We start from the raw sequence: 23,693 nt of genomic DNA, 5'->3' as shown, positions 1-23,693 counted from the left end.
TTGGAGAAAGAGCATGATGAGGATCAGTTCGAAGACCGTGTACGACGTCGGCGTCAACCAGCTGGGCACGCTGCAGAGCTCGCTGGCGCGCACCCAGCAGCAGCTCTCGACCGGGCGCAAGAACCTGACGGCGGCCGACGACCCGATCGCCAGCGCGCGCGCGCTGGAGGTGACCCAGTCGCAGTCGGTCAACACCCAGCTGGCGACCAACCGGCAGAACGCCAAGACCTCGCTGTCGCAGGAGGAGGTGGCGCTGGCCGCGACCACCTCGCTGCTGCAGGACGTCAAGACGCTGACCGTCAACGCCGGCGACGGCTCGATGACCAAGAAGGACCGCGAATCGCTGGCCATCGAGCTGGAGGGCCGGCTGGCCGACCTGCTGGGCCTGGCCAACACCTCGGACGGCGTCGGCGGCTACCAGTTCTCCGGCTACAAGTCGACCACCCTGCCGTTCACCCAGACCGCCACCGGCGCCGCCTACCAGGGCGACCAGGGCCAGCGCGAGCTGCTGGTCGGCTCGACCCGCCAGCTGCCGATCAGCGACTCGGGCAGCGCCGTGTTCGAGAACAACATCACCGGCAACGGCACCTTCCAGACCGGCGCCGACCCGGCCAACTACGGCCGCGGTGGCAGCGGCATCATCGCGCCCGGCTCGGTCAAGGACGCCACCCTGCTGACCGGCCACCAGTACGAGATCAACTTCGCCGTGGTGCCGGCCACGCCGGGCGTGCCCAAGGTGACCACCTACACGGTGATGGACCTGACCCTGAACCAGCCGGTGCCGCCCAATCCGGTGCCGCCCGACCCGATCCCCTACGCGACCGGGCAGAACATCACCTTCGACGGCCTGCAGTTCGACATCAAGGGCGATCCGGCCGACCTCGACCGCTTCACCGTGCAGCCGAGCCAGAAGCAGTCGGTGTTCACCACCCTGACCGACCTGATCGGCGCGCTGCGCGCGCCGGGCGACCTCGCCGCCGGCCAGGCCAGCCTGAGCAACAAGCTCAACCAGGCCCACTCGAACATCGACAGCGCGCTCGACAACGTGTTGTCGATCCGCGCCGAGGTCGGCTCGCGCCTGAAGGAGCTCGACTACCTCGACGGCGCCGGCGACGACACCAACCTGCAGTACGCCACCACGCTGGTGGGCTTGCAGGACGTCGACGTGGTCAAGGCCATCTCGCTGTTCTCGCAGCAGCAGGTGACGCTGGAGGCGGCGCAGAAGTCCTACAAGACGCTGACCGGCCTGTCGCTGTTCAACTACATCGGCTAGGCGCCGGCGCCAAGCCAGGCCAACGCCAAAGAAACAGCCCGTCGCGCTAGCGCGCGACGGGCTGTTTTTTTGCCCCGCACCCCGCAACACCCGGCGGGGCGGGCCGGCGTCCCGGGCGGCGGTGATTGCTGCGCCGCATAAAAAAGGCCCGCCCCACGCGAGTGGGGCGGGCCTTTTTGCCGGCCGGCCGGGCGGGCCGCGCTAGCGGGCCGCCAGGATGCCGGCCTGTTCCAGCCGGCGGCGCCACTCCTCGCCCTGGCCGGCGGCCGACTCGGCCGGGCGGCCGGCGGCGTCGGCCTGGAACTGCTGCAACTGCCGGCCCAGCGCGGCGACGCTGCCGGCCAGACCGCCGGCGGCGCCGGCCGCGGCCGCCGCCGTGGCGGCCGTGGCGGCCGGTTCGGCCGTCCAGGCCAGGCCGGCGCCGGCGCCGGCGCCGGCCTGCCGGCCGAAGTCGGCGATGGCCTGGCTCAGGCCGCCGACCTTGGCGCTCAACGGCGCGCCCTGCGCCGCCGACCGCTCGGCCAGGAACCAGACGTCGGCCATCTGGCCCTGCAGGCCGTCGGAGGTGGTGAAGGCGCCGCGCAGGGCGATCCAGTTGTCGTTGTCGCGCTCGTCGACCCGGCGCGCCGCCACGTCCAACTGGGTGATGCGCAGCTCGGCCAGCGTCTTCAGCTCGGCCGCCTGGCTGACGCCGTCGGCGTTGCCGTCGACCCAGACGCGCAGCTCGCCGAAGCGGGCGTCGCGCTGGTCGACGACGCCGTCGCCGTTGCCGTCGAGCTCGCCGAGGGCGGCGAAGCCGTCGGCCGTCTTGCCGCCGGCGGCGGCGGCGGTGGCGGTGCCGAACAGCTCGCCGCCATCGTTGATCAGGCCGTCATGGTTGCGGTCCAGCGCCAGCAGGCCGTCGCCGCCGCCGACCCAGCCGGTGCCGGTCTTCTGGCCGTCGCCGTACAGGTCGAAGCGCACGCCGGCCGCCAGCGCCAGGGTGCGGATGCCGTTGCCGTCCAGGTCGAGGATCAGCGGGCTGCCGGCCGGCAGCTGGCCCTGCTGGTCGGCGCTCAGCGCGGTCAGTTGCGTCGCCGTCAGCGCGCACACCTGGGTCGAGCTGAACGCGGCCAGCTGCGGGTTGGTCAGGGCGGCCAGCTGGTCGGCCGTCAGGGCGCGGATCTGCGGCGTCTTCAGGGCGCGGATCTGGCCGCTGCCGAGTACGGCGATCTGGCTGGCGTTGAACTGGCTGATCTGCAGGGTCGACAGCGACGACAGCTGGCTGGTGCGCAGCGCCGCCAGCTCGGTGTCGGACAAGGCGTGCAGCTGGTCGGCGCTGAGCGCCAGCAGGGCGCGGGTGCTGAAGGCGACAATCTGCGTGGTGCTCAGCGCGGCCAGCTGGCTGGTGGCGATGCCGGCCACCTGGGTCGCGCCCAGGCCGGCGATCTGGCTGGTGCGCAGGGTGCCGAGCAGGCCGTCGGCCAGCGTGCTGACCTGGCTCGAGGTGAGCCCGACCAGCTGGTTGGTGCCGAAGGCGGCCAGGCTGCCGAGGGCGCCGAACTGGTCGCTGCTGAGGGCGCGGATCTGGTTGCTGCCGAGGGTGGCGAGCATGCGTGTCGACAGGGTGCCGAGCTGGTCGGTGGTGATCGCGCCGATCTGCTCGCTGCGCAGCGCCAGCACCTGCACGCTGGAGAACGCGCCCAGGTCGGCCGGATTGAGGGCGGCGATCTGCTCGGTGCCCAGCGCGCGGACCGCGCTGACGCTGAGGGCGCGCGCCTGCGCCGTGCTCAGGTTGTACAACTGGCTGCTGGTCAGCGCCACCACCTGGCGGCTGCTCAGCGCGGCGATCTGCGCGGTGCGCAGCGTGGCCAGGTGGGCCAGGTCGACGGCCTGCAGCTGCTCGATCGACAGGGCGCCGATCTGCACCGTGTTGAGCGGCGCCAGCGAGCTGAGCGCGCCGAGTTGGTCGAGCGACAGCGAGACCAGCTGGCGCGTGCTCAGCGCGGCGATCTCCTGGGTGGTCAGCCAGGTCATTTGCTCGGTGCTGAGGAAGGCCAGCTGGTCGGTGCTGAGCGAGACCAGCTGGGCGGTGCGCAGGGCGCGCAGGTCGTCGTACTCGATGACGGCGAACTGGTCGACCGTCAGGCCGGCCAAGGCGGCGTTGCTGAGGGCGCGGAACTGGGCCGTGCCGAGGGCGATGATCTGGTCCGGCGTCAGCACGCTGAGCTGGCTGCTGCGCAGCGTGGCGATGGCCGAGGTGCGCAGCGTGGCCAGGTGGTCGACGTCGATGCCGACCAGTTGGTCGCTGCTGAGCGCCTGGATCTGGTCGCTGTTGATGCCGGCCAGGGTGTTCAGGCCGGCCAGCTGCTCCAGGCTGAGGGCGCGCAGCTGGGCGCTGGTCAGCGCGCCGACCTCGGCCGTGGTGAGGGCGAACATCTGCTCGGTGCTCAGCGCGGCGATCTGCGCCGTCTTGAAGGCGGCGATCTGGCTGGTCTTGAGCGCGGCCAGGTCGTCCAGCGCCAGGCCGGCGATCTGGTCGGTGGTCAGGGCGCGCAGCGCGGCGGTGGTGAAGGCGCGCCACTGCGCCGTGCTCAGCGTCTGCAGCTGGTGGGTGTCGAAGGCCGGCATCTGGCGGCTGCTCAGGCCGGCGATCTGGCTGGTCTTGAGCTGGCCCAGGCGGGTGTCGTCGAGGGCGGCGATGCGCTCGGTCGGCAGGCCGCCGATCTGGTTCGGCGTGAGCGAGGTCAGTGGGCCGAGCAGCAGGAACTGGTCGGGCGTGAAGGCCTCCATCTGCCGGCTGCTGAGGGCGGCCAGCTCGGCCGTGGTGAGGGCGACCAGCTGGTCGGTGGTCATGCCGACCAGCTGGTCGGTGGTGAAGGCGCGCACCTGGTCGCTGCGCATGGCGGCCAGGTCGCCCGGCTCGATGGCGGCGAACTGGGTCGGCGTCAGCCGGGCGATGGCCTTGGTGCTGAGCGCGCGCACCTGGCCGGTGCTCAGGGCGGCGAGCTGGTCGAGGCTGAGCTGGTCGAGCTGGGCGTTGTTCAGGCTGGCGATGACGCCGGTGCTCAGCGCGACGATCTGGTCGCTGCTGATGGCGGCGATCTGGTCGCTGTTGAACGCCTGGAACTGGCTCGAGCGCAGCGCCGCCAAGTCGGCCAGCTCGATGGCGCCGATCTGCGTGGCGTCCAGCGCGCCGAGCGCCTTGCTTGACAGCGAGGCGAACTGGGCCGTCAGCAGGGCGACGATCTGGTCGGTGGTGAGGAAGGGCGTCTGGCTGTTGCTCAGCGCGGCGATCTGGCTGGTCTTCAGCGTTTGCAGCTTGTCGAGCGGCAGCGCGGCGATCTGCACGCTGTTGAGCGCGCGCACCTGGGCCGTGCCCAGCGCGCGCGGCGCGTTCAGCGCGGCGATCTGCTCCGCGCTCATCGCCTGCACCTGGGCCAGCCGCAGCGCGGCCGTGTCGGCGCTGGTCAGCGCGCCGATCTGGTCGGTGTTGAGCATGACGATCTGCTCGGTCGACAGCGCGACCACCTGGGCGGTGCGCAGGTTGGCGATCTCGTCGGGCGTCAAATAGGTGATCTGGTCGGTCGTCAGGCCGGCCACCGCCTTGGTCGACAGGGCGGCCACCTGGCCCGGCAGCAGCGCCGCCAGCTGGTCGCTGTCGAGCACGCGCACCTGGACCACCGTCAGCGCGGCGATCTGCTTGCTGGTCATGGTCTGCAGCTCGTCGGTGCCGAGCGCGGCGATGCGCGTGGTCGACATGGCGGCGATCTGGTTGGTGGTGTAGTCGGCCAGGTTGCCCAGCGCGCTGATCTGCGCCGGCGTCAGCACGGCCAGCTGGGCCACCGTCAGCGCGGCGATCTCGGCGTTGCTCAGGGCGTGCAGCTGGTTGGTGGTCAGCGCCACCATCTGGTCGGTGGTCAGCGCCTGGATCTGGGCCGTGCTCAGGGTCGGCATGTCGGCCACCTCGATGGCGGCGATCTGGTCGGTGCTGAAGCGGGCCAGGCTCTGCGGCGCCAGCGCGCGCAGCTGGGCCGACGACAGCAGCACCACCTGGTCGGTGCTCAGGCCGGCGATCTGGCGGCTGCCCATGGCGGCGATCTGGCGCGTCTTCAGCGCGGCCAGGTCGGCCGCCACCAGGCCGGCCACCTGGTCGGAGCCGAGCGCGGCGATCTGCGCCGAACCCAGCGAGGCCAGGCTGGCCAGGGCGTCGATCTGACTGCTCGTCAGGTAGCCGATCTGGCGCGTGCTCAGCGCGGCGATCTCTTGCGAGCTCAAGGCGCCGTACTGGGTCAGCGTCAGCGCGGCCAGCTGGTCGCTGGTCAGCGCGCCGACCTGGGCGCTGCGCAGCGCCGCCAGGTCGGCCAGCTCGATGGCGGCCACCTGGTCGGTGCTCAGGGCCGCCAGCACGGGATTCGACAGGGCGCGGATCTGGCCGGTGGTCAGGGCGACGATCTGGTCGGTGCTGAGGTAGCCGATCTGCAGCGTGCTGAAGGCGGCCACCTGGGCGGTCTTCAGCGCGGCGATCTGGGCCGGCGTCAGCGAGGCGATCTGGTCGCTCGACAGGCCGACGATCTGCCGGCTGCTCAGGCCGGCCAGCGAGCCGAGCGCGGCGATCTGCGCGGTGCTCATGGCGCCCAGCTGGCGCGAGGTCAGCGCGCCGACCTCCTGCGAGGTCAGCACGCCGAGCTGGGCCAGCGTCAGCGCCGCCACCTGGTCGGTGTTGAGGGCGGCGATCTGGTTGGTCTTCATCACGGCCAGGTCGGCCAGCTCGATGGCGACGATCTGGTCGGTGCTCAGGGCGGCCAGGGTGGCGTTGGTCAGGCTGCGGATCTGCGCGCTGCTCAGGGCGACGATCTGGTCGCTGCTCAGCGCGCCCACCTGGGCGCTGGTCAGGCCGGCGATCTGGCTGGTCTTCAGGGTCGGGATCTTGGCCAGCGACAGGCTGGCGATCTGCTCGCTGGTCATGGCGGCGATCTGCCGGCTGGTCAGCGGCGCCAGGCTGGCGAAGCTGGCGATCTGGCCGGTCGACAGGGAGGCGATCTGGCGCGTCGTCAGCGCGGCGATGTCGGCCGTGCTCAGCGTGGCGAACTGGTCGCTGGTGAGCGCCGCCAGCTGGGCGGTGGCCAACGCGGCGACCTGGGCGGTGCGCAGCGCGGCGATGTCGACCAGCTCGATGGCGGCGACCTGGTCGGTGGTCAGCGCGGCCAGGTCGGCGCCGCTGATGGCGCGGATCTGCGCGGTGCTCAGGGCGACGATCTGGTCGGTGGTCAGGGCGCTGGTCTGGGCGGTGGTCAGCGCGGCGATCTGGCGCGTGCTCAGCGTGGCCAGCAGCGCCAGCGACAAGGTGGCGATCTGGTCGGTGGTGAGGGCGGCGACGGCCGCCGTGGTGAAGGAGTTCAGCGAGCTCAGCGCGCCGAGCTGGGCGCTGCTCAGCGCCGCCTTCTGGGCCGGCGTCAGCGCGGCGATCTCCTGCGTCGTCAGGGCGGTGATCTGCGCCGTGCCGAGGGCGCCGATCTGCTCGCTGGTGAACTGGGTCAGCTGGTTGGTGCGCAGCGCCGCCAGGTCGGCCAGCGAGATGGCGGCCACCTGGTCGGTGCTCAGCGCGGCGATGGCCAGCGAGTTCAGGCCGCGGATCTGCGCCGTGCCCAGCACGCTGATCTGGTCGGTGCTCAGGGCGCGCGCCTGGTCGCTGTTGAGGACGGCGATCTGGGCGCTCTTGAGCGTCAGCAGGTCGTTGGTCGACATGCCGGCCAGCTGGTCGGTGGTGAGGGCGGCGATCTGGCCGCTGGCCAGCACGTCGAGGCGGCTCAGCGCGTCGAGCTGGGCGTTGCCCAGGCTGGCGAGCTGCGCCGCCGTCAGGGCGCGCAGCTCGGCCGTGGTCAGCGCCGCCAGCTGGGCGCTGCGCATGGTGTCGAGCTGGGCGGTGGTGAGGGCGGCGATCTGCCGCGTGCTCATCTGCACCAGGTCGTTCAGCGCGATGGCGTTGACCTGGTCGCTGCTGAAGCTGCTCAGGGCCTGCGTCGAGATGGCCCGCACCTGGGCCGTGCCCAGGCCGATGATCTGGTCCGAGTTCAGCGCGGCCACCTGGTCGCTGCCCAGCGCGGCGATCTGCGCGGTGCTCAGCGCGGCCAGGTCCTGGGTGTCGAAGTTGCCCAGCTGCTCGCTGGTGAGGGCGCCGATCTGCCGCGTGCTGAAGCCGGCGAAGCCGCTCAGCGCCGAGATTTGCTGGCTGCCCAGCGCGCGGATCTGCTCGCTGTTGAGGGCGCGCACCTCGGCCGTGGTCAGGGCGGCGATCTGGGCGGTGCCCAGGGCGACGATCTGGTCGGTGCTCAGCTTGCCGATCTGCAGCGTGCGCAGGCCGGGCAGGTCGCGCGTCTCGATCGCCACGATGTGGTCGGTGTTGAGCGCCATCAGCGCCGCCGAGCTGAGCGCGCGCAGCTGGGCGCTGCCCATGGCGACGATCTGGTCGGTGGTCAGGGCGTGCGCCTGGTCGCTGCCCAGCGCGGCGATCTGGCTGGTCCTCAGGCCGGCCAGGTCGGCCGTGCCCAGCGTGGCGATCTGGTCGGTGGTGAGGGCGGCGACCTGGCGCGTGGTCAGCGTGGTCAGCGTCAGCGCGTCGAGCTGGCTGCTGCTCAGCGCGGCGACCTGGTCGGTGGTCAACGCCACCGTCTCGGCCGAGGTCAGCGCCGCCGTCTGGGTGGTGCTGAGGGCGGCGATCTGGTCGGTGCTGAGCTTGTTGATCTGGCTCGGCAGCAGGGCGGCGATGTCGCGCGTCTCGATGAAGCCGATCTGGTCGGTGGTGAGGGCGGCGACGGTGTCGCTGTTGAGGGCGCGGAACTGCGCCGTGCTCAGCGCGACGATGTGGTCGCTACCCAGCGCCTGCACCTGGTCGGAGGTCAGCGCGCCGAGCTGGCTGGCGGCCAGGCTGGCCAGGCTGCGCGTGGTCAACTGGGCGATCTGGTCGGTGGTGAAGGAGGCGATCTGGCGCGAGGACATGCCGTTCAGCGTGGCCATCGCGGCGATCTGGGCGCTGGTGAGCACGCTGATCTGCTCGGTCAGCAGGGCGCCGACGGCCTTGCTCGACAGGGCGGTGAATTGCTGCGTGCTCAGCGACGTCAAATGTGCGCTGTCGAGCGCCACCACCTGGGCCGTGCCGAGGGCGGCGATGTCGCGCGTTTCGATGTAGGCGAGCTGGTCGGTGGTCAGCAGGTTCAGCGCGGCCGTCGTCAGCGCGGCGTACTGGGCGGTGCCCAGCGCGATCAGCTGGTCGCTGCCCAGCGCCACCATGTCGTCGGCGTTGAGGGCGGCCAGTTGGGCGCTGCTCAGGGCGGCGACGTCGCGCGTTTCCAGCGTGGCCACCTGGTCGGTGCTGAGCGAGGCGACCTGCAGCGTGGTCAGCGCCGCCAGCGACAGCCAGCCGGCGATCTGCTCGCTGTTCAGCACGGCCAGCTGGTCGGGCCGCAGCGCCGCCTGGGCCGCGCTGTTCATCGCCGCCATCTGGGCGGTGCGCAGGGCGGCGACCTGGTTGACGTCGAGCGCGAGGATCTGGCGCGAGCCGAGCAGGGCGAAGTCGCGCGTCTCCAGCGCCGCCACCTGGTCGGTGCTCAGCAGGGCCAGGATGGTGGTGCTCAGCGCGCCGACCTGGTCGCTGCCCAGGGCGACGATCTGGTCGGTGGTGAAGGCGTTCAGCTGGTAGTCCTGCAGGGCGCCGAGCTGGCGGCTGCTCAGCGCGGCCACGTCGCGCGTCTCCAGGCTGGCGATCTGCTGGGTCAGCAGGGCGGAGACCTGCAGCGTGCTGAGCGAGACCAGCGAGCCCAGCGCGGCGATCTGGTCGCTGCTCAGCAGGGGGATCTGGTCGACGCTCAGGCCGGCCATGGCGGTGCTGCGCAGGGCCTTCATTTGCGTGGTGGTCAGGGCGGCGACCTGGTCGGCGTTGAGGACGCCGACCTGGGCGCTGCTGAGCACGGCGATGTCGCGCGTCTCGATGGCGGCCACCTGGTCGGTGCTGAGCAGGGCCAGGCTGTCGCTCGACAGGCCGGCGATCTGGGCGGTGTTCAGGCCGACCATCTGGTCGGTCGACAGGGCCAGGAACTGGCCGGCGGTGAAGGCGTTGACCTGGCTGCTGGTCAGGGTGGCCAGCGTGGCGGTGGCCAGCGAGGCGATCTGCTCGGTCAGCAGGGCGGCGACGGCGGCGCTGTTGAGGGCGCGCAGTTGCACGCTGCCCAGGCTGGCCAGCTGGTCGCTGCCCAGGCCGGCGGCCTGGTCGGCGCCCAGCGCGCCCATCTGGGCGGTGCTGAGGGCGCGCAGCTCGGTGCTGCTGAGGGCGGCGACCTGCTGCGACTGCAGCGAGGCCAGCTGGTCGCTGCGCAGCGCGCGCATGGCGGCCGTGCTCAGCACGCCCACCTGGTCGGTGGTCAGGGCGGCGCTCTGGCCGGTGGTCAGCAGGGCGATCTGGCGGGTGCTCAGCGAGACGATCTGGTCGGTGGTGAAGGCGGCCACGTCCTCGGCGTCCATGGCGCGCAGCTGCTGGGAGGCGAGCGCGCGCAGCTGGGCGGTGCTCAGATAGGCGATCTGGTCGGTGGTAAAGGCCTGCATGTCCTCCGTCGTCAGCAGGGCGACCTGGTCGGTGCGCAGGGCGATGATCTGGTCGGAGGTGAAGGCTGATACGATCGAGGTCATGCGCGGTTCTCCCAGTGGCCTCCATGATACGCTTAAAATTGCCTCATGGAAACCAAATCTACGTGTTTCGGCTATTAAATTTCCCTATCGGTCGGCGCGCGGCGCTGGTCGAAGCGGCAAGCTTGCCCGCTCCGACCAGGTGCGCGGCATCAGCCGGGTACGTTCTATGCCGTCCAAAAACAGTTGTTGCAACGGTGTCGCCAGGTAAGGGAGCGACATGGCCAACACCAGCAGGCCGACGCCCAGCGTGATCGGGAAACCGATCCCGAACAGGTTGAGCGCCGGCGCCGCGCGGGTCAAAATGCCCAGCGCGACGTTGGTGATCAGCAGCGCCGCCACAATCGGCAGCGACAACTGGACACCGGTACTGAAAATCTTGCCGCCCCAGTCGGCCAGCTGCTTGAAGCCGCCGCCGTAGAGCGGCTGGGCCGACACCGGCAGGCTGCTGAAGCTTTCCACCAGCACCGACAGCAGCACCAGGTGGGTATTGGTGGCCAGGAAGGCCATGGTCGCCATCAGCGCCAGGAACTGGCTGATCGCCGACGAGCGCCCCTGGGTGTTCGGATCGAAGAAGGTGGCGAAACCCAGGCCCATGGTCAGGCTGCCGATCTCGCCGGCCATTTCGACGGCGGCGAAGACGATGCGCATCGAAAAGCCCATCGCCAGGCCGACCAGCGCCTCCTGCAGCAGGATCAGCAGGCCGGCCAGCGACAGCGGGTCGGCGCCCGGCAGGGCCGGCACGGTCGGCGCGATGATCAGCGCCAACAGCACGCCGAGCGCGACCTTGACGGTGACCGGCACGCTGCCGTTGCCGAACAGCGGCGCGGCGGCGATCAGGCCGAGGATGCGCGTGAGCGGCCACAGCAATGCCGCGATCCATAGGTTGATATCGGCAGTGGAGAGCGTAATCATGAGCCCCCGTTACAATTTAGTTGCGTTACCGCAAGCATCTAGCCGACCAGGCCCGGAATGCCGCCGAACACCTCGCGCATATAGTCGAGCATCACCGACAGCATCCACGGCCCGGCCACCACCAACGCGACGAAGATGCCGACCAGCTTGGGGATGAAGGACAGGGTGCTTTCGTTGATCTGGGTGGCGGCCTGGAAGATGCTCACCACCAGGCCGATCACCAGCGCCACCAGCAACATCGGCGCGGCCACCATCAGCGTGATCTCCATCGCGTGGCGGCCCATCGTCATGACGCTTTCCGGGGTCATCGCGCGCTCCTAGTAGAAACTCTGCGACAGCGAGCCGAGCAGCAGCTGCCAGCCGTCGACCAGGACGAACAGCATCAGCTTGAAGGGCAGCGAAATGACCGCCGGCGACATCATCATCATGCCCATCGACATCAGCACCGAGGCCACCACCATGTCGATGATGAGGAAGGGGATGAAGATGGCGAAGCCGATCTGGAAGGCGGTCTTGAGCTCGCTGGTGACGAAGGCGGGGATCAGGATGCGCAGCGGCACGTCCTCCGGCCCCTGCAACGCCGGGCTGCGCGAGATCTTGACGAACAGCGCCAGGTCGGCCTGGCGGGTCTGCTTCATCATGAAGGTTTTTAATGGGGCGACGCCTTTTTCCATCGCCACGCTCATGGTGATCTTGTTTTCCTGCAAAGGCAGGTAGGCCTCGGTGTAGATCTTGTCGAACACCGGGCCCATGACGAACAGGGTCAGGAACAGGGCCAGGCCGACCATCACCTGGTTGGGCGGCGCCGACTGCGTGCCGATCGCCTGGCGCAGCAGCGACAGCACGATGATGATGCGGGTGAAGCTGGTCATCATCAGCAGCGCGGCCGGCAGGAAGGACAGCGCCGTCATCAGCAGCAGGGTCTGGATCGGCAGCGTGTAGTTGGTGCCGCCGCCGACGGCCGGCACGCTGTTGAACGCCGGAATGCCCGGCTCGGCCAGGGCCCACAGCGGCAGCGCCAAGGCGGCCAGCGCGAGTAAGCACTTACCAATCGTGCCGGCCGCAGGGGGGGGAGCCCAACGGGCGGACGATTTATTTACCATTGCGCTTTTCTATCGTTTGTTTGAACCACTCGGCGAAATTGGCCCCGGCCAGGCCCGGCTGGGGATGGTCGGCGATCTCCTCCTGCTGCTGGCGCGGCATGGTGGCCAGCGCGTTCATGCGGCCCGGCGAGGCGCCGACGACGATCCACTGTTCGCCGACCTCGACTACCAGGATGCGCTCGCGCGTGCCGACGCTGAGCGAGCCGACCAGGCGCACGGCGCTGCTGCTGCCCATCGATTTCGGGCCGTAGCGCTTGAGCAGCCAGGCCAGGCCGACCAGCAGGGCCAGCACGAAGGCCAGCGCCAGCGTGGTCTGCAGCAGGCTGCCGGCCGAGGACGGGGAGGACGAGGCGGACGGCAGCGCCTGGGCGGCGGCCGGCAGCGCCGTGGCCGGCAGCACCATGGCCGAGCCGGTCTTGGCGGCGGCCGCCGGCTGGGCGGCGCCGGCAAGGGCCGGGACGGCGCCGCCGGCCGGCGGCGCCATAGTGGCGGACTGTGCCGTTGCGGCGGCCGCGACGGCCGGCGCGCTGGCCGGCAGCGCCGCCGCGGCGCCCGGCGCCGGGGCGATGGTGCCGGAGGCGCTGTGCTGGGCCGAGGCCGGCAACGCGGCGGCGGCCAGCAGCAGTGTGGTGAAAAGAACAGCAGGTTTCATTTATTCAATTTTCGAATGCGTTCGGACGGCGTGATGATGTCGGTCAGACGGATACCGAACTTGTCGTTGACCACCACCACCTCGCCCTGGGCGATCAGGCAGCCGTTGACCAGCACGTCCATCGGCTCGCCGGCCAGGCCGTCGAGCTCGACCACCGAGCCCTGCGCCAACTGCAGCAGGTTCTTGATGGCGATCTTGGTGCGGCCCAGCTCCACCGTCAGCTGGACCGGGATGTCGAGGATGAAGTCGATGTCGTTGTGCGTCTCGGTCTTGCTGCCCTGGTTGGAGAAGTCCTTGAACACGGCGGCGCTGGCGGCCTGGCTCTGCAGCGCGTCGGCTTCCGCCTTGGCCTGCTCGGCGATGGCCGCGCCCCAATCGTCATCCATGCTTTGGTCGTCTTGATTGTCGGACATGTTTCTCTCCTGTGTGGCGCGTCGCGGCGCCGGGGGCGCCGCTGTTGTGTGTGGCTATGTGCTGTTGTGTGCGGCTATTTGCTGAGGTTGTCGGTGTTGGCCAACAGCTTCTCGACCTTCAACGCGTATTGTCCATTCAACACGCCGTAGCTGCAATCCATCACCGGCACGCCGTCGACGGTGGCCGAGATCATCTCCGGGATGGTGAGCGGAATGATGTCGCCGACCCGCATGTTGAGGATGTCGTCGAAGTTGACCTTGGCCGTGCCCAGCGTGGCCAGCAGCTCGACCTCGGCGATCTGGATCTGCTGGGTCATCAGGCGGATCCAGCGCTTGTCCACCTCGAGCGCCTCGCCCTGCAGGCTGGAGGTGAGCGAGTCGCGGATCGGCTCGATCATCGAGTAGGGCATGCAGAAGTGGATCTGGCCCGAGACGGAGCCCAGCTCGACGGTGAAGGTCGACGCCACCACCACCTCGTTGGGCGTGGCGATGTTGGCGAACTGGGTGTTCATCTCGGAGCGGATGTATTCGAACTCGACCGGGAAGACCGGCTCCCACGACTTGGTGTAGGCCTCGAAGACGATGTCGAGGATGCGCAGGATGATGCGCTGCTCGGTCTGGGTGAAGTCGCGCCCCTCGACCCGGGTGTGGAAGCGGCCGTCGCCGCCGAACAGGTTGTCGACCAGCAGGAACACCAGGCCCGGGTCGAACACCATCAGGGCGGTGCCGCGCAGCGGCTTCATGTGCACCAGGTTGAGGTTGGTCGGCACCACCAGGTTGCGGATGAACTCGCTGTACTTGGACACCCGCACCGAACCGACCGACACCTCGGCGCTGCGGCGCAGGAAGTTGAACAGGCCGACCCGCAACAAGCGGGCGAAACGCTCGTTGATGATCTCCAACGTCGGCATCCGGCCGCGCACGATGCGCTCTTGGGTCGCCAGGTTGTAGGTTCTGACCCCCGCGACGTCTTCCGGCGCCTGCGCGTCGTCCTGATCGCCGTTGACACCCTTCAAGAGGGCATCGACTTCTTCCTGGGAGAGAAAATTATCGGCCATGATGTCTTACTGGATGATGAAGGAAGTGTACAACACGTCGCTCACGTCCTGCTGCGCGCCGCGTTCCTCGAACGGCTTCCTGGCCTGTTCGATGATTTCGTCGCTGAGTTGCTTCTTGCCCTCGGGGGTGTTGATCTCGTTGGCGTGCTTGCCCGACAACAGCAACAGCATGCGGCTGCGCACCTTCGGCATATTGTTCTTGATCACTTCGACCTCCTCCAGCCCCGACACCTGCAGCGTGAACGACAGTTGCAGGTACTGGTCGGCGCCGTCTTCGCCCGGTTGCAGGTTGACGGTGAACGGCTCGATCGGCACGAACACCGGCGGGCCGGACTTGGACGCCTCCTTGTGCTTGGGCTTGGCGGGCGCCTCGTCGCCGGACTTGCCGTGCATGAAGAACCAGGCCGCGCCGCCGCCGCCCAGCAGGACCAGCACGCCGGCGATGATGATGATCAAGAGTTTTTTCTTGCCACCAGCCGGTGCCGCGTCCGCTTTTGCATCAGCTTTCATTTTTGGATTCGCTTTCAAAGGTACCCCTGCAAGGTGCGTCAATGGATCATGACGCCATTATGTCATTATCGGCAAAGCGTGCGCAGCTGGATCGGTGGAAAAGAGGGGGGAACAGGGCGTATCTCGACGTTTCCATAGCGAAACAGGCAACAAACGCCGGGACGCGCTGGAAAACGCGGAAACGGGGAGGGAGGGGGGGGGGCGTTCGGCGAGGCGCCCCGGGGTCGCGAAAACCCCCCAACGGCAACGAACCAGGGTCAGACCCTCAGGGTCTGACCCTCGATTTTGCCGCTGGGGTTTGCTTGGCGCCAGTAGGCTGCGCCGCCGGCCGCCTCAGGCGAAGGTGTCGACCGCGCCGGCCGGCAGGCGGCGCGCCGGCGCGCGGGCCGCCGCCTCGGCGTCGGCGCCGGGGCGGCCGGCGCCGTCATTGCCGTTGCCGCCGCGCCCGCCCCGGCCGCCGTTCTGCGCCGAGGCCGCCTGCTGCTGGAAGGCCTGTTGCTGGCCCGAGGTGTCGGCCGAGACGGTGGCGTTGCCCAGCGTGATGCCGGCCTCGCTCATCATCTCGCGCAGCTTCGGCATGGCGTCCTCGAGCGCCTGGCGCACCTCCGGCTGGGCCGAGGTGAAGGCGGCGTTGGCCTGGTCGTTCGACACGCTCAGCACCACCTGCAGCGGGCCGAGGTCCGGCGGGTTCAGGCTCAGCGAGGCGCTCTGCTCGCCGCCGGCGGCCATGAAGATGATCTTCTGCCCCAGCTGCTGGTCCCAGGCGGGGCTGCCGACCCGGCCGCTGAGCTTGTCCGCCGGCAGCGCCGAGGCGGTCTTGGCGATGTCCTGCGCGGCGGACGCGGCCGGCGCCTGGACGGCGTGCAGCTCGGCCGGCGCGGCGCCTTCGCGCGCCGTCGCCAGGGTCTCGGCGCGGGCCTCGGTGGCGGCCGGCAGGCCGAGCGGGGCGGCGTCGGCCTGCGGCCGGCTTTGCGCCGCCTGCAGCGCGGCGTTGTCGGCCGGCTGGGCGCGGGTTTCGATCTTGTTGATGGTGTCGGCCTCGGCCTTGGCCCCGGCCCCGGCCTTGGCCTCGGGGGCGGCGCGCGCGGCGTCGGCCAGCGCGGCGGCCAGCGCGTCGCCGTCCGCGGCGCTCGGCAGCGCGCTTGGCGCGGCCGGCGCGGCGATCGGTGTGGCGCGTTTGAGTTCGCCGGTGGCGCCCGGCGTGGCGCTGGCCAGCGCGGCGGCGGCCGTGGCGGCGTCGCCCGGCTTGGCCTCGGCCGCGCTGGCCGCCGCGTTCGCTTGTGCGATCAAGGCCTTGAAGCCTGCCTGCTCAGCCGCTGCCGCGTCGGCATCGGCCGCGTCGGCGGCCGGCTTGGCGCCGGCCGCCCCGGTCGTCAGCGCGGCCGAGGCCAGCGCCTGCCCGGCGGCGGCGTCGGCGGCCAGTGTTTTGGCGTCGACGGCGGCGCCGCCGCCGCCAGCCAGCGGCGCGGCGGGCGCGGTGGCGGCGGGCGCCGCCGGCTGGTTGAAGGCGGCCACCAGGGCCAGCATGTCGGCCACCGGGCCGTCGAGCGCGTCGCGGGCGTCGCTGGCGTCGGCCGCGTCGTCCTTGTCGGTGGATGTTTGCGCCGTCGCCGTGCCGCTGGCGACGGGCAGTTCGGACTTGCCGCCCGGCCGGCAGTCGTTGCCGCCGTTGTCGGCGGCGCGGTTGGCCGAGGCGTCCTTCGCCGCCGCCTGCTGGTTCGGCTGCTGGTTCGGCTGTTTGATCGGCGTGGCCGGCTTGGCGCCGGTTTGGCCGGCGGCCGGCTTGGCGGCCGGCCGCGCCGGCGCCTCGGCGCCGCGCTGCGCCTGGCGCTGCTCGATCTCGCGCGACAGGGCGCGTTGGAACTGGTTGTCCTGGCCGCCGGCGTTGAAGCTGACCTTGGGCGGCGCCGACGCCGTGCTGGCGTTGAGGGTCGGGAGTTGCAGAGGAGCAGTTTGCATGGTGGCGCCGTTTTCAGTGGTGCGCGGCGCTGTGCCGCCGCGCTGGGTTGCCGCCGAGCCGGGCTCAGCGTTTGTAATAAGCTTGTCGTGCCGCGTGTTCGTCCATCTGTTTCTGGTCGCGCTTGGCCTCCAGCTTGAGCGCTTCGAGCGCCGCGCGCTTGCTCAGCGTGGTGTAGGACATGCGCTTGCGCTCGCTGGCCTGCCACGCCGCCTTCTCCTGCCCGGCGCGGTGCTCGGCGTGCTTGATCACCTCCTGCTGGCCGGTGATGGCGTTGTCGAGCTTGCCCATGAAGGCCTGGAAGTTGCGGTAGGCCATGGGCGTGATGCCGGCGGCCTGGGCCGCCTCGAAGCGCTTGGCGTACTCGTCGCGGTAGCCGATCAACATCTGGTGTTTCTGCTTGCCGTCGGCCACCGCCGCCAGCGCCGCGCCGAGCCGCTTGGCGGCGTCGTCGGTTTCCCGCTGCGCCAGTTCAATCAGGGTGTTGAGTTGGGATTGGGAGGCCATGGTGATCCATTATAGGCAGGGCGGGGCGGCGCCCATCACTCGAATAGAGAGGTAAGTTGGCTCAAGCTCTCGCCCATGCCGACCCGTTCGGTGATTTGTTGTTGCAGGAATTGTTCGATGCGCTCGTGCAGTTCGATGGCCTTGTCGAGCACCGGGTCGCTGCCCGGGCTGTAGGCGCCGACGGCGATCAGGTCGCGGCTGCGCTCGTAGCGCGAGTACAACTGCTTGAGCATGCGGGCGCGCTGCTGGTGCTCGGGCGAGGTGATCGAGTGCATCGCCCGGCTGATCGACTGTTCGATGTCGATGGCCGGGTAGTGGCCGGCCTCGGCCAGGCGGCGGTTGAGCACGATGTGGCCGTCCAGGATGGCGCGCGCCGAGTCGGCGATCGGGTCCTGCTGGTCGTCGCCCTCGGTCAGCACGGTGTAGAAGGCGGTGATCGAGCCGCCGCCCTCCTCGCCGTTGCCGGCCCGCTCGACCAGGATCGGCAGCTTGGCGAACACCGACGGCGGATAGCCCTTGGTGGCCGGCGGCTCGCCGATGGCCAGGGCGATCTCGCGCTGCGCCATGGCGTAGCGGGTCAGCGAGTCCATGATCAGCAGCACGTTCTGGCCCTGGTCGCGGAAGTGCTCGGCGATCGCCGTGGCGTAGGCGGCGCCCTGCAGGCGCATCAACGGCGGCGTGTCGGCCGGCGCCGCCACCACCACCGAGCGGGCCAGGCCCTCCTCGCCGAGGATCTGTTCGATGAACTCCTTGACCTCGCGGCCGCGTTCGCCGATCAGGCCGACGACGATCACGTCGGCCTCGGTGTAGCGCGCCATCATGCCCAGCAGCACGCTCTTGCCGACGCCGGAGCCGGCGAACAGGCCCATCCGTTGGCCCCGGCCCACCGTCAGCATGGTGTTGATCGAGCGCACGCCGACGTCGAGCGTGTCGACGATGGGGGCGCGGCCCAGCGGGTTGGCCGGGCGCACGTTGATCGGCGCGCTGTCGCCCGGCAGCAGCGGGCCGAGCTTGTCGAGCGGGCGGCCGGCGCCGTCGAGCACGCGGCCGAGCAGCTGGGCGCCGACCGGCAGATGGCGCGCCCGGTCGCTGGGCCGCCGCCGCGGGTGCGGCACGCTGCCCGGACGCGGGATGGTCGGTTCGACCGGGAACACGCGGGTGCCCGGCACCACGCCCTCGACGTCGCTCTGCGGCATGAGGAACAGGCGCTCGCCCTCGAAGCCGACCACCTCGGCCTCGATCTTGCCGCCGTTGGGCAGCGGCACGGTGCAGGCGGCGCCCACCGCCAGGCGCAGGCCGACCGCCTCCATCACCAGGCCGGCGACGCGGGTCACCCGGCCCGACACCTGCATCGGCTCGACGAAGCCGAGCACGGCGGCGCAGTCGGCCAGGTGGGCCTGCCAGCGGGCGGCGTGCGGATTGGCGGGGGAGGGGGTGTCGCTCATGGGCTGCTCGGACTACGCGGTCGGCTGTGGGGGGAGGGGGTATTCGGTTCGGCGCTTCGGCTTCGGCTGGTGTGGCGCGGCCGGCTCAGTCTAGCCAGTCGTCGTTCTTGCCCAGCGCGTGGGTCAGGCGCTGCCAGCGGGCGGCGGCCTGGGCGTCGATCTGGTTGCTGGCGGTGTCGACCTTGCAGCCGCCACGGCCGATCTGGCCGTCCTCGACGACGCGCCAACCGCCCTTGTCGAGCTCCTCGCCGATGCCGGCGCGCACCAGCGGGGCGTCCTCCGGGTTGAGCAGCAGCAGCGCCGGCTGCTGCAACACCGGCAGGTATTCGATCGCCTCGCGCACGATCGGCAGCACCAGCTCGGGCTTGACGCGCAGCGCGTTCTTCAGCATGCCCTTGGCCAGTTGCAGGGCCAGCTCGAGCACCTCGTTGGCGATCAGCTGGTCGGCCTCGCGCAGCGACTCGCTGAAGTTGAGCGCCAGCGCGCGCAGCTGCTCGAGCTCCTCGGCGGCGGCGATCTTGCCGTCGGCCAGGGCGTCGGCGTGGCCGGCGGCGTGGCCCTCCTGGTAGCCGTCCAGGCGGGCCTGCTCGCGGATGGCGTCGACCTCCTCCTGGCTGGGATGCTCGGGCGGCGGCGGCGCCGGCGGGCCGAACTCGGCCGCCTCCTGCTCGGCGATGGCGGCGCGGATCTCGGCCTCCTGCAGCGCGAAGGCGGCGATGGCGGCCTGTTCGATCTCGACCTGCCGGGCGTCGCGCGCCGCCTGCACACTGGGGCGCTCGTCGCCGAAGGAGGTCATCTCCCAGCGCTGGTAGGCCGACTGCTGTTCCTTCGGAGTATTAGACAAACGAATCCTCGCCTTTTCCGCCTAGCACGATCTGGCCCTCGTCGGCGAGGCGCCGGACGATCTGCAAAATCTGCTTCTGTTGGGTTTCCACCTCGGACAGGCGCACCGGGCCCTTCGATTCGAGGTCCTCGCGCATCATCTCGCTGGCGCGCGCCGACATGTTGCGGAAGATCTTGTCGCGCAGCTCCTGCGAGGCGCCCTTCAGCGCGATGATCAGCATCTCCGACTGCACCTCGCGCAGCAGCAGCTGGATGCCGCGGTCGTCGATGTCGATCACGTTGTCGAAGACGAACATCTCGTCCATGATCTTCTGCGCCATGTCGTTGTCGTAGTTCTTGATGTTGTCCATCACCGAACCCTCTTGCTCGCCGCTCATGAAGTTGAGGATCTCGGCCGCCGCGCGCACCCCGCCGAGCGAGGATTTCTTGATGTTCTCGTTGCCCGACAGGAGCTTGGTGAGCACGTCGTTGAGCTCGCGCAGCGCGGCCGGCTGCACGCCGTCGAGCGTGGCGATGCGCAGCACCACGTCGTTGCGCAGGCGGTCGGTGAAGTGGCCGAGGATCTCGCAGGCCTGGTCGCGCTCGAGGTGGACCAGGATGGTGGCGATGATCTGCGGGTGCTCGTTGCGGATCAGCTCGGACACCGACTGCGAGTCCATCCACTTCAGGCTCTCGATGCCGGAGGCGTCCTTGCCGCCCAAAATGCGCGACAGCAGCACCGAGGCCTTGTCGTCGCCCAGCGCCTTGGTCAGCACCTGGCGGATGTACTCGTCCGAGTCGAGGCCGACGGTCGAGTTCATCTCCGTCTGGGTGCGGAAGTCCTCCAGCACCTGCACCACCTGCTCGTGGGCGATGCCCTTCATGGTGGCCATCGCCGCGCCCAGCTTGAGCACCTCGCGCGGGCCGAGGAACTTCATCACCTCGGAGGCCTCGGTCTCGCCCATCGCCAGCATCAGGATGGCGGCCTTTTGCAGTCCAGTATTCTCAGTCATTTGTGCCTATCCATGCTTTGATCACCTGCGCCACCACGCGCGGGTCCTCGTTGGCCAGTTTCTTGGCCAGCGCCAGGTTTTCGCGGTAGCCGCGCGCCGTGCTTTCCTCCATCTGCTTGAGCTCCTCTTCGGCGATCAGCTCGTGGTCGATGAAGTCCTCCGGCTCCGGTTCGGGCTCGTCGGGCACCGGCGGCGGCGCGTTCAGGTCGTCGATCTTCTTGAGCACCGGCCGCATCATCGGCCGCACGATGCGCAGCAGGATGTAGAGCAGGATCAGGGCGGTGATGAGGAACTTGGCCAGGTCCTTGGCCATCGGCAGGTTGGCCGGGTCGCGCCACCATTCCAGCACCGGCTCGAAGGGCCGGTCGACGCCGTCGAACGGCGAGTTGGCCACGCTGACGGCGTCGCCACGGTCCTGGCTGTAGCCCATCGCCTGCTTGACCAGGTCGTTGATCTTGACCATCTCCTCGGCCGTGTAGGGCTTGACGCTGACCTTGCCGCTCTTGTCGACGATGCGGCGGTAGTTGACCACCACCGCCACCGTCAGGCGGCGCAGGCCGCCCATGCCGCGCTGCTCGTAGCGCACCGTCTTGTCGACCTCGTAGTTGGTGGTCGACTCCTTGTGGCGCGGGCTGTCGCCGCCGGCCAGGGTGCTGTTGGCCGGCACGCCGGGCGCGCCGGGCACGGCGCCGGGGGCGGCCGCCGTCAGCGGCGCCGTGGCGGTGCCCGGCGGCTGGTTCGACAGGGCGCCCGGGATGCCGGACGGATTGGTGTTGGCGTTGCCGCCCGTTTCGCTGGTCTGCTGGCTGCGGATCGACGAGGCGGCCGGCGGCGAGTTCGGCTTGTAGGTCTCGGCGGCCTGCTCGACCTGGGAGAAGTCGACGTCGGCGCGCGCCTCGGCGCGCACATTGCCCTCGCCGACGATGGGGATGATGATCGACTCGACCTGCTTGATGACCTGCAGCTGCATCTCCTTGACGTACTTGAGCTGGGTCTCGTCCATGTTCTTGGCGTTGGCGCCGGCGCTGCCGTTCTTGTTCAGGTCGGAGATCAGGTTGCCGGCCTGGTCGACCACGGTGACGTTGGCCGGCAGCAGCTCGGGCACGCTGGAGGCGACCAGGTGGATGATGGCGCTGGTCTGCTGCGGGTCGAGCACGCGGTTGGGGTGCAGGTTGAGCAGCACCGAGGCGGTGGGTTTTTGCTGGTCGCGCACGAACACGGACGGCTTGGGCAGCGCCAGGTGGACGCGCGCCGCGTCGACGGCGGCCAGCGACTGGATCGAGCGGGCCAGCTCGCCCTCGAGGGCGCGCTGGTAGTTGACCTGTTCGAGGAACTGCGACACGCCCAGCTTCTGGTTCTCCATCAGCTCGAAGCCGACGTTGCCGCCCTTGGGCAGGCCCTGCGCCGCCAGTTTCAGGCGGATGTCGTGCACCTGCTCGGTGGGCACCAGGATGGCGCTGCCGCTGTCGGAGAACTTGTGCTTGACGTTGAGCTTGTCGAGCTCGGCGGTGATGGCGCCGCCGTCGCGGTCGGTGAAGTTGGAGAACAGCACGCCGTACTCGGGCGGCTTGTTCCACAGCCACAGCGCCAGGCCGACGGCGAGCAGGGCGGCCACGCCCAGGCCGCGCAGGAAGTTCTTGCCCATCGGCGTTTGGATGAAGGGCACTTTCGCCGCCTGCTCGGCCTCGGGGCCGGGCACTGCTGGGTCGATGTCGAGTTCTTCGGCTACTGCCATGGTCGGATTCCGCGTGCTTGGGTTTGGGTTGGCTTGCTTGGCGCGCCCATGTCCGGCGAGGGCATGGGCCAATACAGCACATTATCGGCCGCCCGGGCGCCGCCCCATCGCCGAAACAGACCCTCGTTTACGGTCCTGCTCGGCGCAGCGGACGGCGCCGCTTTTGTTATTCTGACACTCTGACAGCGCAAGTGTGTCGCCATTGTAACGCCGGCGCTGGACCCGTGCGGCGGAATTTGTTCCGTTGCAGCAACGAATTGGAGTCGAGAATGAGAACAGGTGGAATCGATAGTAGCCAGATCCAGGCGATGATCGCGCAGTTGAAGGCCCACGCGACGCGGCCGCAGGCGGCGCCGCCGGTGGTGCAGACCGAGCCGACGGTGGCCAAGGTCAACTTCGCCGACGCGCTGAAGAACTCGCTGGACGCGGTCAACGCCAGCCAGGTCAAGGCCAGCACCATGGGCAAGCAGTTCTCCTCGGGCGACGACAGCGTCAGCCTGTCGGACGTGATGGTGTCGATGCAGAAGGCCAGCATCAACTTCCAGGCCACCGTGCAGGTGCGCAACAAGCTGGTGACGGCCTACCACGAGATCATGAACATGCAGGTGTAGTCGGGAAGGCGGCGCGGCGTCGAGGGTCAGACCCTAGGGTCTGACCCTGGCTCTTTACCCCTGGCCCTACTCCCCTGGCTGTCTGACACGACCGGCGCCGCCGCCAGGCCCGCCGGAATTTTTTCGTCCGCGTTTTCGTCCGCGCCGGGGGCTCAGCCCAGGCCGGCGATGCGGGCGTTGCGCTCGCGTTCGAGCCTGGTGATGTAGCGCTGCACCTGGGCCAGCATGGGGCGGGCGATGTCGACGAAGGCGCAGCCGAGGCGGCGGTTGGACTTGTTGTTGAGCAGGGTCAGGTCGATCGAGTTGCGGATCTGCAGCGAGGTGGCCACCGTGCCGATCTCCGGCAGGTCGATGCGGCAGTCCAGGTAGTTCTTGCCGATGGTGTCGCCCAGCAGCAGCTTGTTGTCCATGATGGCGATGCCGCCGCAGCTGATGTCGGTCAGCGGGAAGGGGTGGCTGCCGCCGCCCAGCTCGGCCGGCAGCGGCACGATGACGCGCACCGGGTTGCTCAGCGGCGTGTTCATGCGGTAGTACTCGCGCCGTTGCAGGCGGATCAGCGTGGCCGGCAGGGCGATGCGCAGCGCCGGGTTGCCCTCGTGGAAGCACAGTTCGACCTTCTCGGCGGAGAACAGGATGCGGATCTTGTCGAGCGTGGTCTCGAAGGTGATGTTGCTGGCGCCGACGATGCGCTGGTTCTGTTCGCGGTCGACCGAGGCGTCGAGGATCACCGCGTTGTGCTCGGGCTGCACGTCGAGGATGGTGGTGACGCAAACGTCGGCCTCGCCGCGCAGCAGCATGCGGATCAGCTGGTTCTTCTCGCCGATGCCGCGCAGCAGGGCGGTGATCTCCCGGCGCGATTCGATCTCGAAATCGTGCCAGTTTTCCAGTTCGGCGTCGTGAATATGTGGGTGCATGCAAGCCAGTCGCTTAGGTCGGTTAAATGTCTGTGTCTGAGGCCGGAGCGGCGCCGGGCGCGCTGTTGAACACCGGGTTCAAATAGCGCAGTTCGGGCGCGTCCGGC

At 69.6% G+C, this 23,693-nt stretch carries 17 protein-coding genes; 2 read left to right on the top strand and 15 right to left on the bottom strand.

Features of this window, described 5'->3' with window-relative positions; genetic code table 11:
• The first annotated feature begins 13 nt into the window (after positions 1 to 13).
• Positions 14 to 1,273 (top strand): flagellar hook-associated protein FlgL, encoded by a 1,260-nt coding sequence (flgL, locus tag BM252_RS05010; RefSeq protein WP_483880235.1) that lies wholly within the window; start codon positions 14 to 16, stop codon positions 1,271 to 1,273.
• A 201-nt stretch (positions 1,274 to 1,474) separates the two neighbouring features.
• Here flgL and BM252_RS05005 read toward each other — a convergent pair whose 3' ends face one another.
• The 14 genes from BM252_RS05005 to fliF all read right to left on the bottom strand — a co-directional run bounded on the left by BM252_RS05005 (position 1,475) and on the right by fliF (position 22,061).
• A complete protein-coding gene (locus BM252_RS05005; protein ID WP_093384510.1) occupies positions 1,475 to 9,934 on the bottom strand; it encodes a hypothetical protein in 8,460 nt (2,819 codons plus the stop codon).
• Between the two features lie 84 nt (positions 9,935 to 10,018).
• Positions 10,019 to 10,846: a flagellar biosynthetic protein FliR gene (gene fliR, locus BM252_RS05000; protein ID WP_093384507.1), complete on the bottom strand. Its 828-nt coding sequence runs from the start codon at positions 10,844 to 10,846 to the stop codon at positions 10,019 to 10,021.
• A 38-nt stretch (positions 10,847 to 10,884) separates the two neighbouring features.
• Positions 10,885 to 11,154: a flagellar biosynthesis protein FliQ gene (gene fliQ, locus BM252_RS04995; RefSeq protein ID WP_093384504.1), complete on the bottom strand. Its 270-nt coding sequence runs from the start codon at positions 11,152 to 11,154 to the stop codon at positions 10,885 to 10,887.
• Between the two features lie 9 nt (positions 11,155 to 11,163).
• Positions 11,164 to 11,949 carry a flagellar type III secretion system pore protein FliP gene (fliP, locus tag BM252_RS04990; protein WP_093384502.1) on the bottom strand — a complete coding sequence of 262 codons (786 nt, stop codon included), beginning with the start codon at positions 11,947 to 11,949 and terminating at the stop codon, positions 11,164 to 11,166.
• Positions 11,939 to 12,601 carry a flagellar biosynthetic protein FliO gene (fliO, locus tag BM252_RS04985; RefSeq protein ID WP_093385137.1) on the bottom strand — a complete coding sequence of 221 codons (663 nt, stop codon included), beginning with the start codon at positions 12,599 to 12,601 and terminating at the stop codon, positions 11,939 to 11,941. The genes fliP and fliO overlap by 11 nt, the downstream gene beginning before the upstream one ends.
• Positions 12,598 to 13,014 (bottom strand): flagellar motor switch protein FliN, encoded by a 417-nt coding sequence (gene fliN, locus BM252_RS04980; protein ID WP_093384499.1) that lies wholly within the window; start codon positions 13,012 to 13,014, stop codon positions 12,598 to 12,600. The genes fliO and fliN overlap by 4 nt, the downstream gene beginning before the upstream one ends.
• A gap of 74 nt (positions 13,015 to 13,088) precedes the next feature.
• The gene (gene fliM, locus BM252_RS04975; protein ID WP_093384496.1) at positions 13,089 to 14,072 is read right to left on the bottom strand and encodes a flagellar motor switch protein FliM; all 984 of its coding nucleotides are present in this window, start codon (positions 14,070 to 14,072) and stop codon (positions 13,089 to 13,091) included.
• Positions 14,073 to 14,078: 6 nt separating this feature from the next.
• Positions 14,079 to 14,582, bottom strand: a complete 504-nt coding sequence (fliL, locus tag BM252_RS04970) for a flagellar basal body-associated protein FliL (protein WP_093384493.1) — start codon at positions 14,580 to 14,582, stop codon at positions 14,079 to 14,081.
• A gap of 333 nt (positions 14,583 to 14,915) precedes the next feature.
• Positions 14,916 to 16,541: a flagellar hook-length control protein FliK gene (locus tag BM252_RS04965; protein WP_093384490.1), complete on the bottom strand. Its 1,626-nt coding sequence runs from the start codon at positions 16,539 to 16,541 to the stop codon at positions 14,916 to 14,918.
• 64 nt (positions 16,542 to 16,605) lie between these two features.
• On the bottom strand, positions 16,606 to 17,046 hold the full coding sequence (gene fliJ / locus BM252_RS04960) for a flagellar export protein FliJ (RefSeq protein ID WP_093384487.1): 441 nt from the start codon (positions 17,044 to 17,046) through the stop codon (positions 16,606 to 16,608).
• 35 nt (positions 17,047 to 17,081) lie between these two features.
• A complete protein-coding gene (gene fliI, locus BM252_RS04955) occupies positions 17,082 to 18,491 on the bottom strand; it encodes a flagellar protein export ATPase FliI (protein ID WP_093384484.1) in 1,410 nt (469 codons plus the stop codon).
• Between the two features lie 85 nt (positions 18,492 to 18,576).
• Entirely contained in the window at positions 18,577 to 19,287 is a 711-nt protein-coding gene (locus BM252_RS04950; RefSeq protein WP_093384481.1) for a flagellar assembly protein FliH, read from the bottom strand.
• Positions 19,288 to 19,327: 40 nt separating this feature from the next.
• Positions 19,328 to 20,326: a flagellar motor switch protein FliG gene (gene fliG / locus BM252_RS04945; RefSeq protein WP_093384478.1), complete on the bottom strand. Its 999-nt coding sequence runs from the start codon at positions 20,324 to 20,326 to the stop codon at positions 19,328 to 19,330.
• On the bottom strand, positions 20,319 to 22,061 hold the full coding sequence (gene fliF, locus BM252_RS04940; RefSeq protein ID WP_093384475.1) for a flagellar basal-body MS-ring/collar protein FliF: 1,743 nt from the start codon (positions 22,059 to 22,061) through the stop codon (positions 20,319 to 20,321). The genes fliG and fliF overlap by 8 nt, the downstream gene beginning before the upstream one ends.
• Before the next feature lie 269 nt (positions 22,062 to 22,330).
• Here fliF and fliE point away from each other — a divergent pair, with 269 nt between their 5' ends.
• Positions 22,331 to 22,672, top strand: a complete 342-nt coding sequence (gene fliE / locus BM252_RS04935) for a flagellar hook-basal body complex protein FliE (RefSeq protein WP_093384472.1) — start codon at positions 22,331 to 22,333, stop codon at positions 22,670 to 22,672.
• 152 nt (positions 22,673 to 22,824) lie between these two features.
• Here the strand turns inward: fliE and BM252_RS04930 are convergent, their stop codons facing one another.
• Entirely contained in the window at positions 22,825 to 23,586 is a 762-nt protein-coding gene (locus BM252_RS04930; RefSeq protein WP_093384469.1) for a flagellar brake protein, read from the bottom strand.
• Between the last annotated feature and the right edge of the window lie 107 nt (positions 23,587 to 23,693).

Origin of the sequence: Rugamonas rubra, from assembly GCF_900114705.1 — a bacterium.
Lineage (GTDB): Bacteria > Pseudomonadota > Gammaproteobacteria > Burkholderiales > Burkholderiaceae_D > Rugamonas > Rugamonas rubra.
The sequence above is the reverse complement of the archived record's forward strand: the minus strand, read 5'-3'. Positions and strand labels throughout refer to the sequence as shown.

What these genes read in the sequence shown, in the direction of transcription:
- flgL (WP_483880235.1), top strand. Translation starts at nt 14, where the DNA reads ATGATGAGGATCAGTTCGAAGACCGTGTACGACGTCGGCGTCAACCAG.
- BM252_RS05005 (WP_093384510.1), bottom strand. Translation starts at nt 9,934, where the DNA reads ATGACCTCGATCGTATCAGCCTTCACCTCCGACCAGATCATCGCCCTG.
- fliR (WP_093384507.1), bottom strand. Translation starts at nt 10,846, where the DNA reads ATGATTACGCTCTCCACTGCCGATATCAACCTATGGATCGCGGCATTG.
- fliQ (WP_093384504.1), bottom strand. Translation starts at nt 11,154, where the DNA reads ATGACCCCGGAAAGCGTCATGACGATGGGCCGCCACGCGATGGAGATC.
- fliP (WP_093384502.1), bottom strand. Translation starts at nt 11,949, where the DNA reads ATGGTAAATAAATCGTCCGCCCGTTGGGCTCCCCCCCCTGCGGCCGGC.
- fliO (WP_093385137.1), bottom strand. Translation starts at nt 12,601, where the DNA reads ATGAAACCTGCTGTTCTTTTCACCACACTGCTGCTGGCCGCCGCCGCG.
- fliN (WP_093384499.1), bottom strand. Translation starts at nt 13,014, where the DNA reads ATGTCCGACAATCAAGACGACCAAAGCATGGATGACGATTGGGGCGCG.
- fliM (WP_093384496.1), bottom strand. Translation starts at nt 14,072, where the DNA reads ATGGCCGATAATTTTCTCTCCCAGGAAGAAGTCGATGCCCTCTTGAAG.
- fliL (WP_093384493.1), bottom strand. Translation starts at nt 14,582, where the DNA reads ATGAAAGCTGATGCAAAAGCGGACGCGGCACCGGCTGGTGGCAAGAAA.
- BM252_RS04965 (WP_093384490.1), bottom strand. Translation starts at nt 16,541, where the DNA reads ATGCAAACTGCTCCTCTGCAACTCCCGACCCTCAACGCCAGCACGGCG.
- fliJ (WP_093384487.1), bottom strand. Translation starts at nt 17,046, where the DNA reads ATGGCCTCCCAATCCCAACTCAACACCCTGATTGAACTGGCGCAGCGG.
- fliI (WP_093384484.1), bottom strand. Translation starts at nt 18,491, where the DNA reads ATGAGCGACACCCCCTCCCCCGCCAATCCGCACGCCGCCCGCTGGCAG.
- BM252_RS04950 (WP_093384481.1), bottom strand. Translation starts at nt 19,287, where the DNA reads ATGACCTCCTTCGGCGACGAGCGCCCCAGTGTGCAGGCGGCGCGCGAC.
- fliG (WP_093384478.1), bottom strand. Translation starts at nt 20,326, where the DNA reads ATGACTGAGAATACTGGACTGCAAAAGGCCGCCATCCTGATGCTGGCG.
- fliF (WP_093384475.1), bottom strand. Translation starts at nt 22,061, where the DNA reads ATGGCAGTAGCCGAAGAACTCGACATCGACCCAGCAGTGCCCGGCCCC.
- fliE (WP_093384472.1), top strand. Translation starts at nt 22,331, where the DNA reads ATGAGAACAGGTGGAATCGATAGTAGCCAGATCCAGGCGATGATCGCG.
- BM252_RS04930 (WP_093384469.1), bottom strand. Translation starts at nt 23,586, where the DNA reads ATGCACCCACATATTCACGACGCCGAACTGGAAAACTGGCACGATTTC.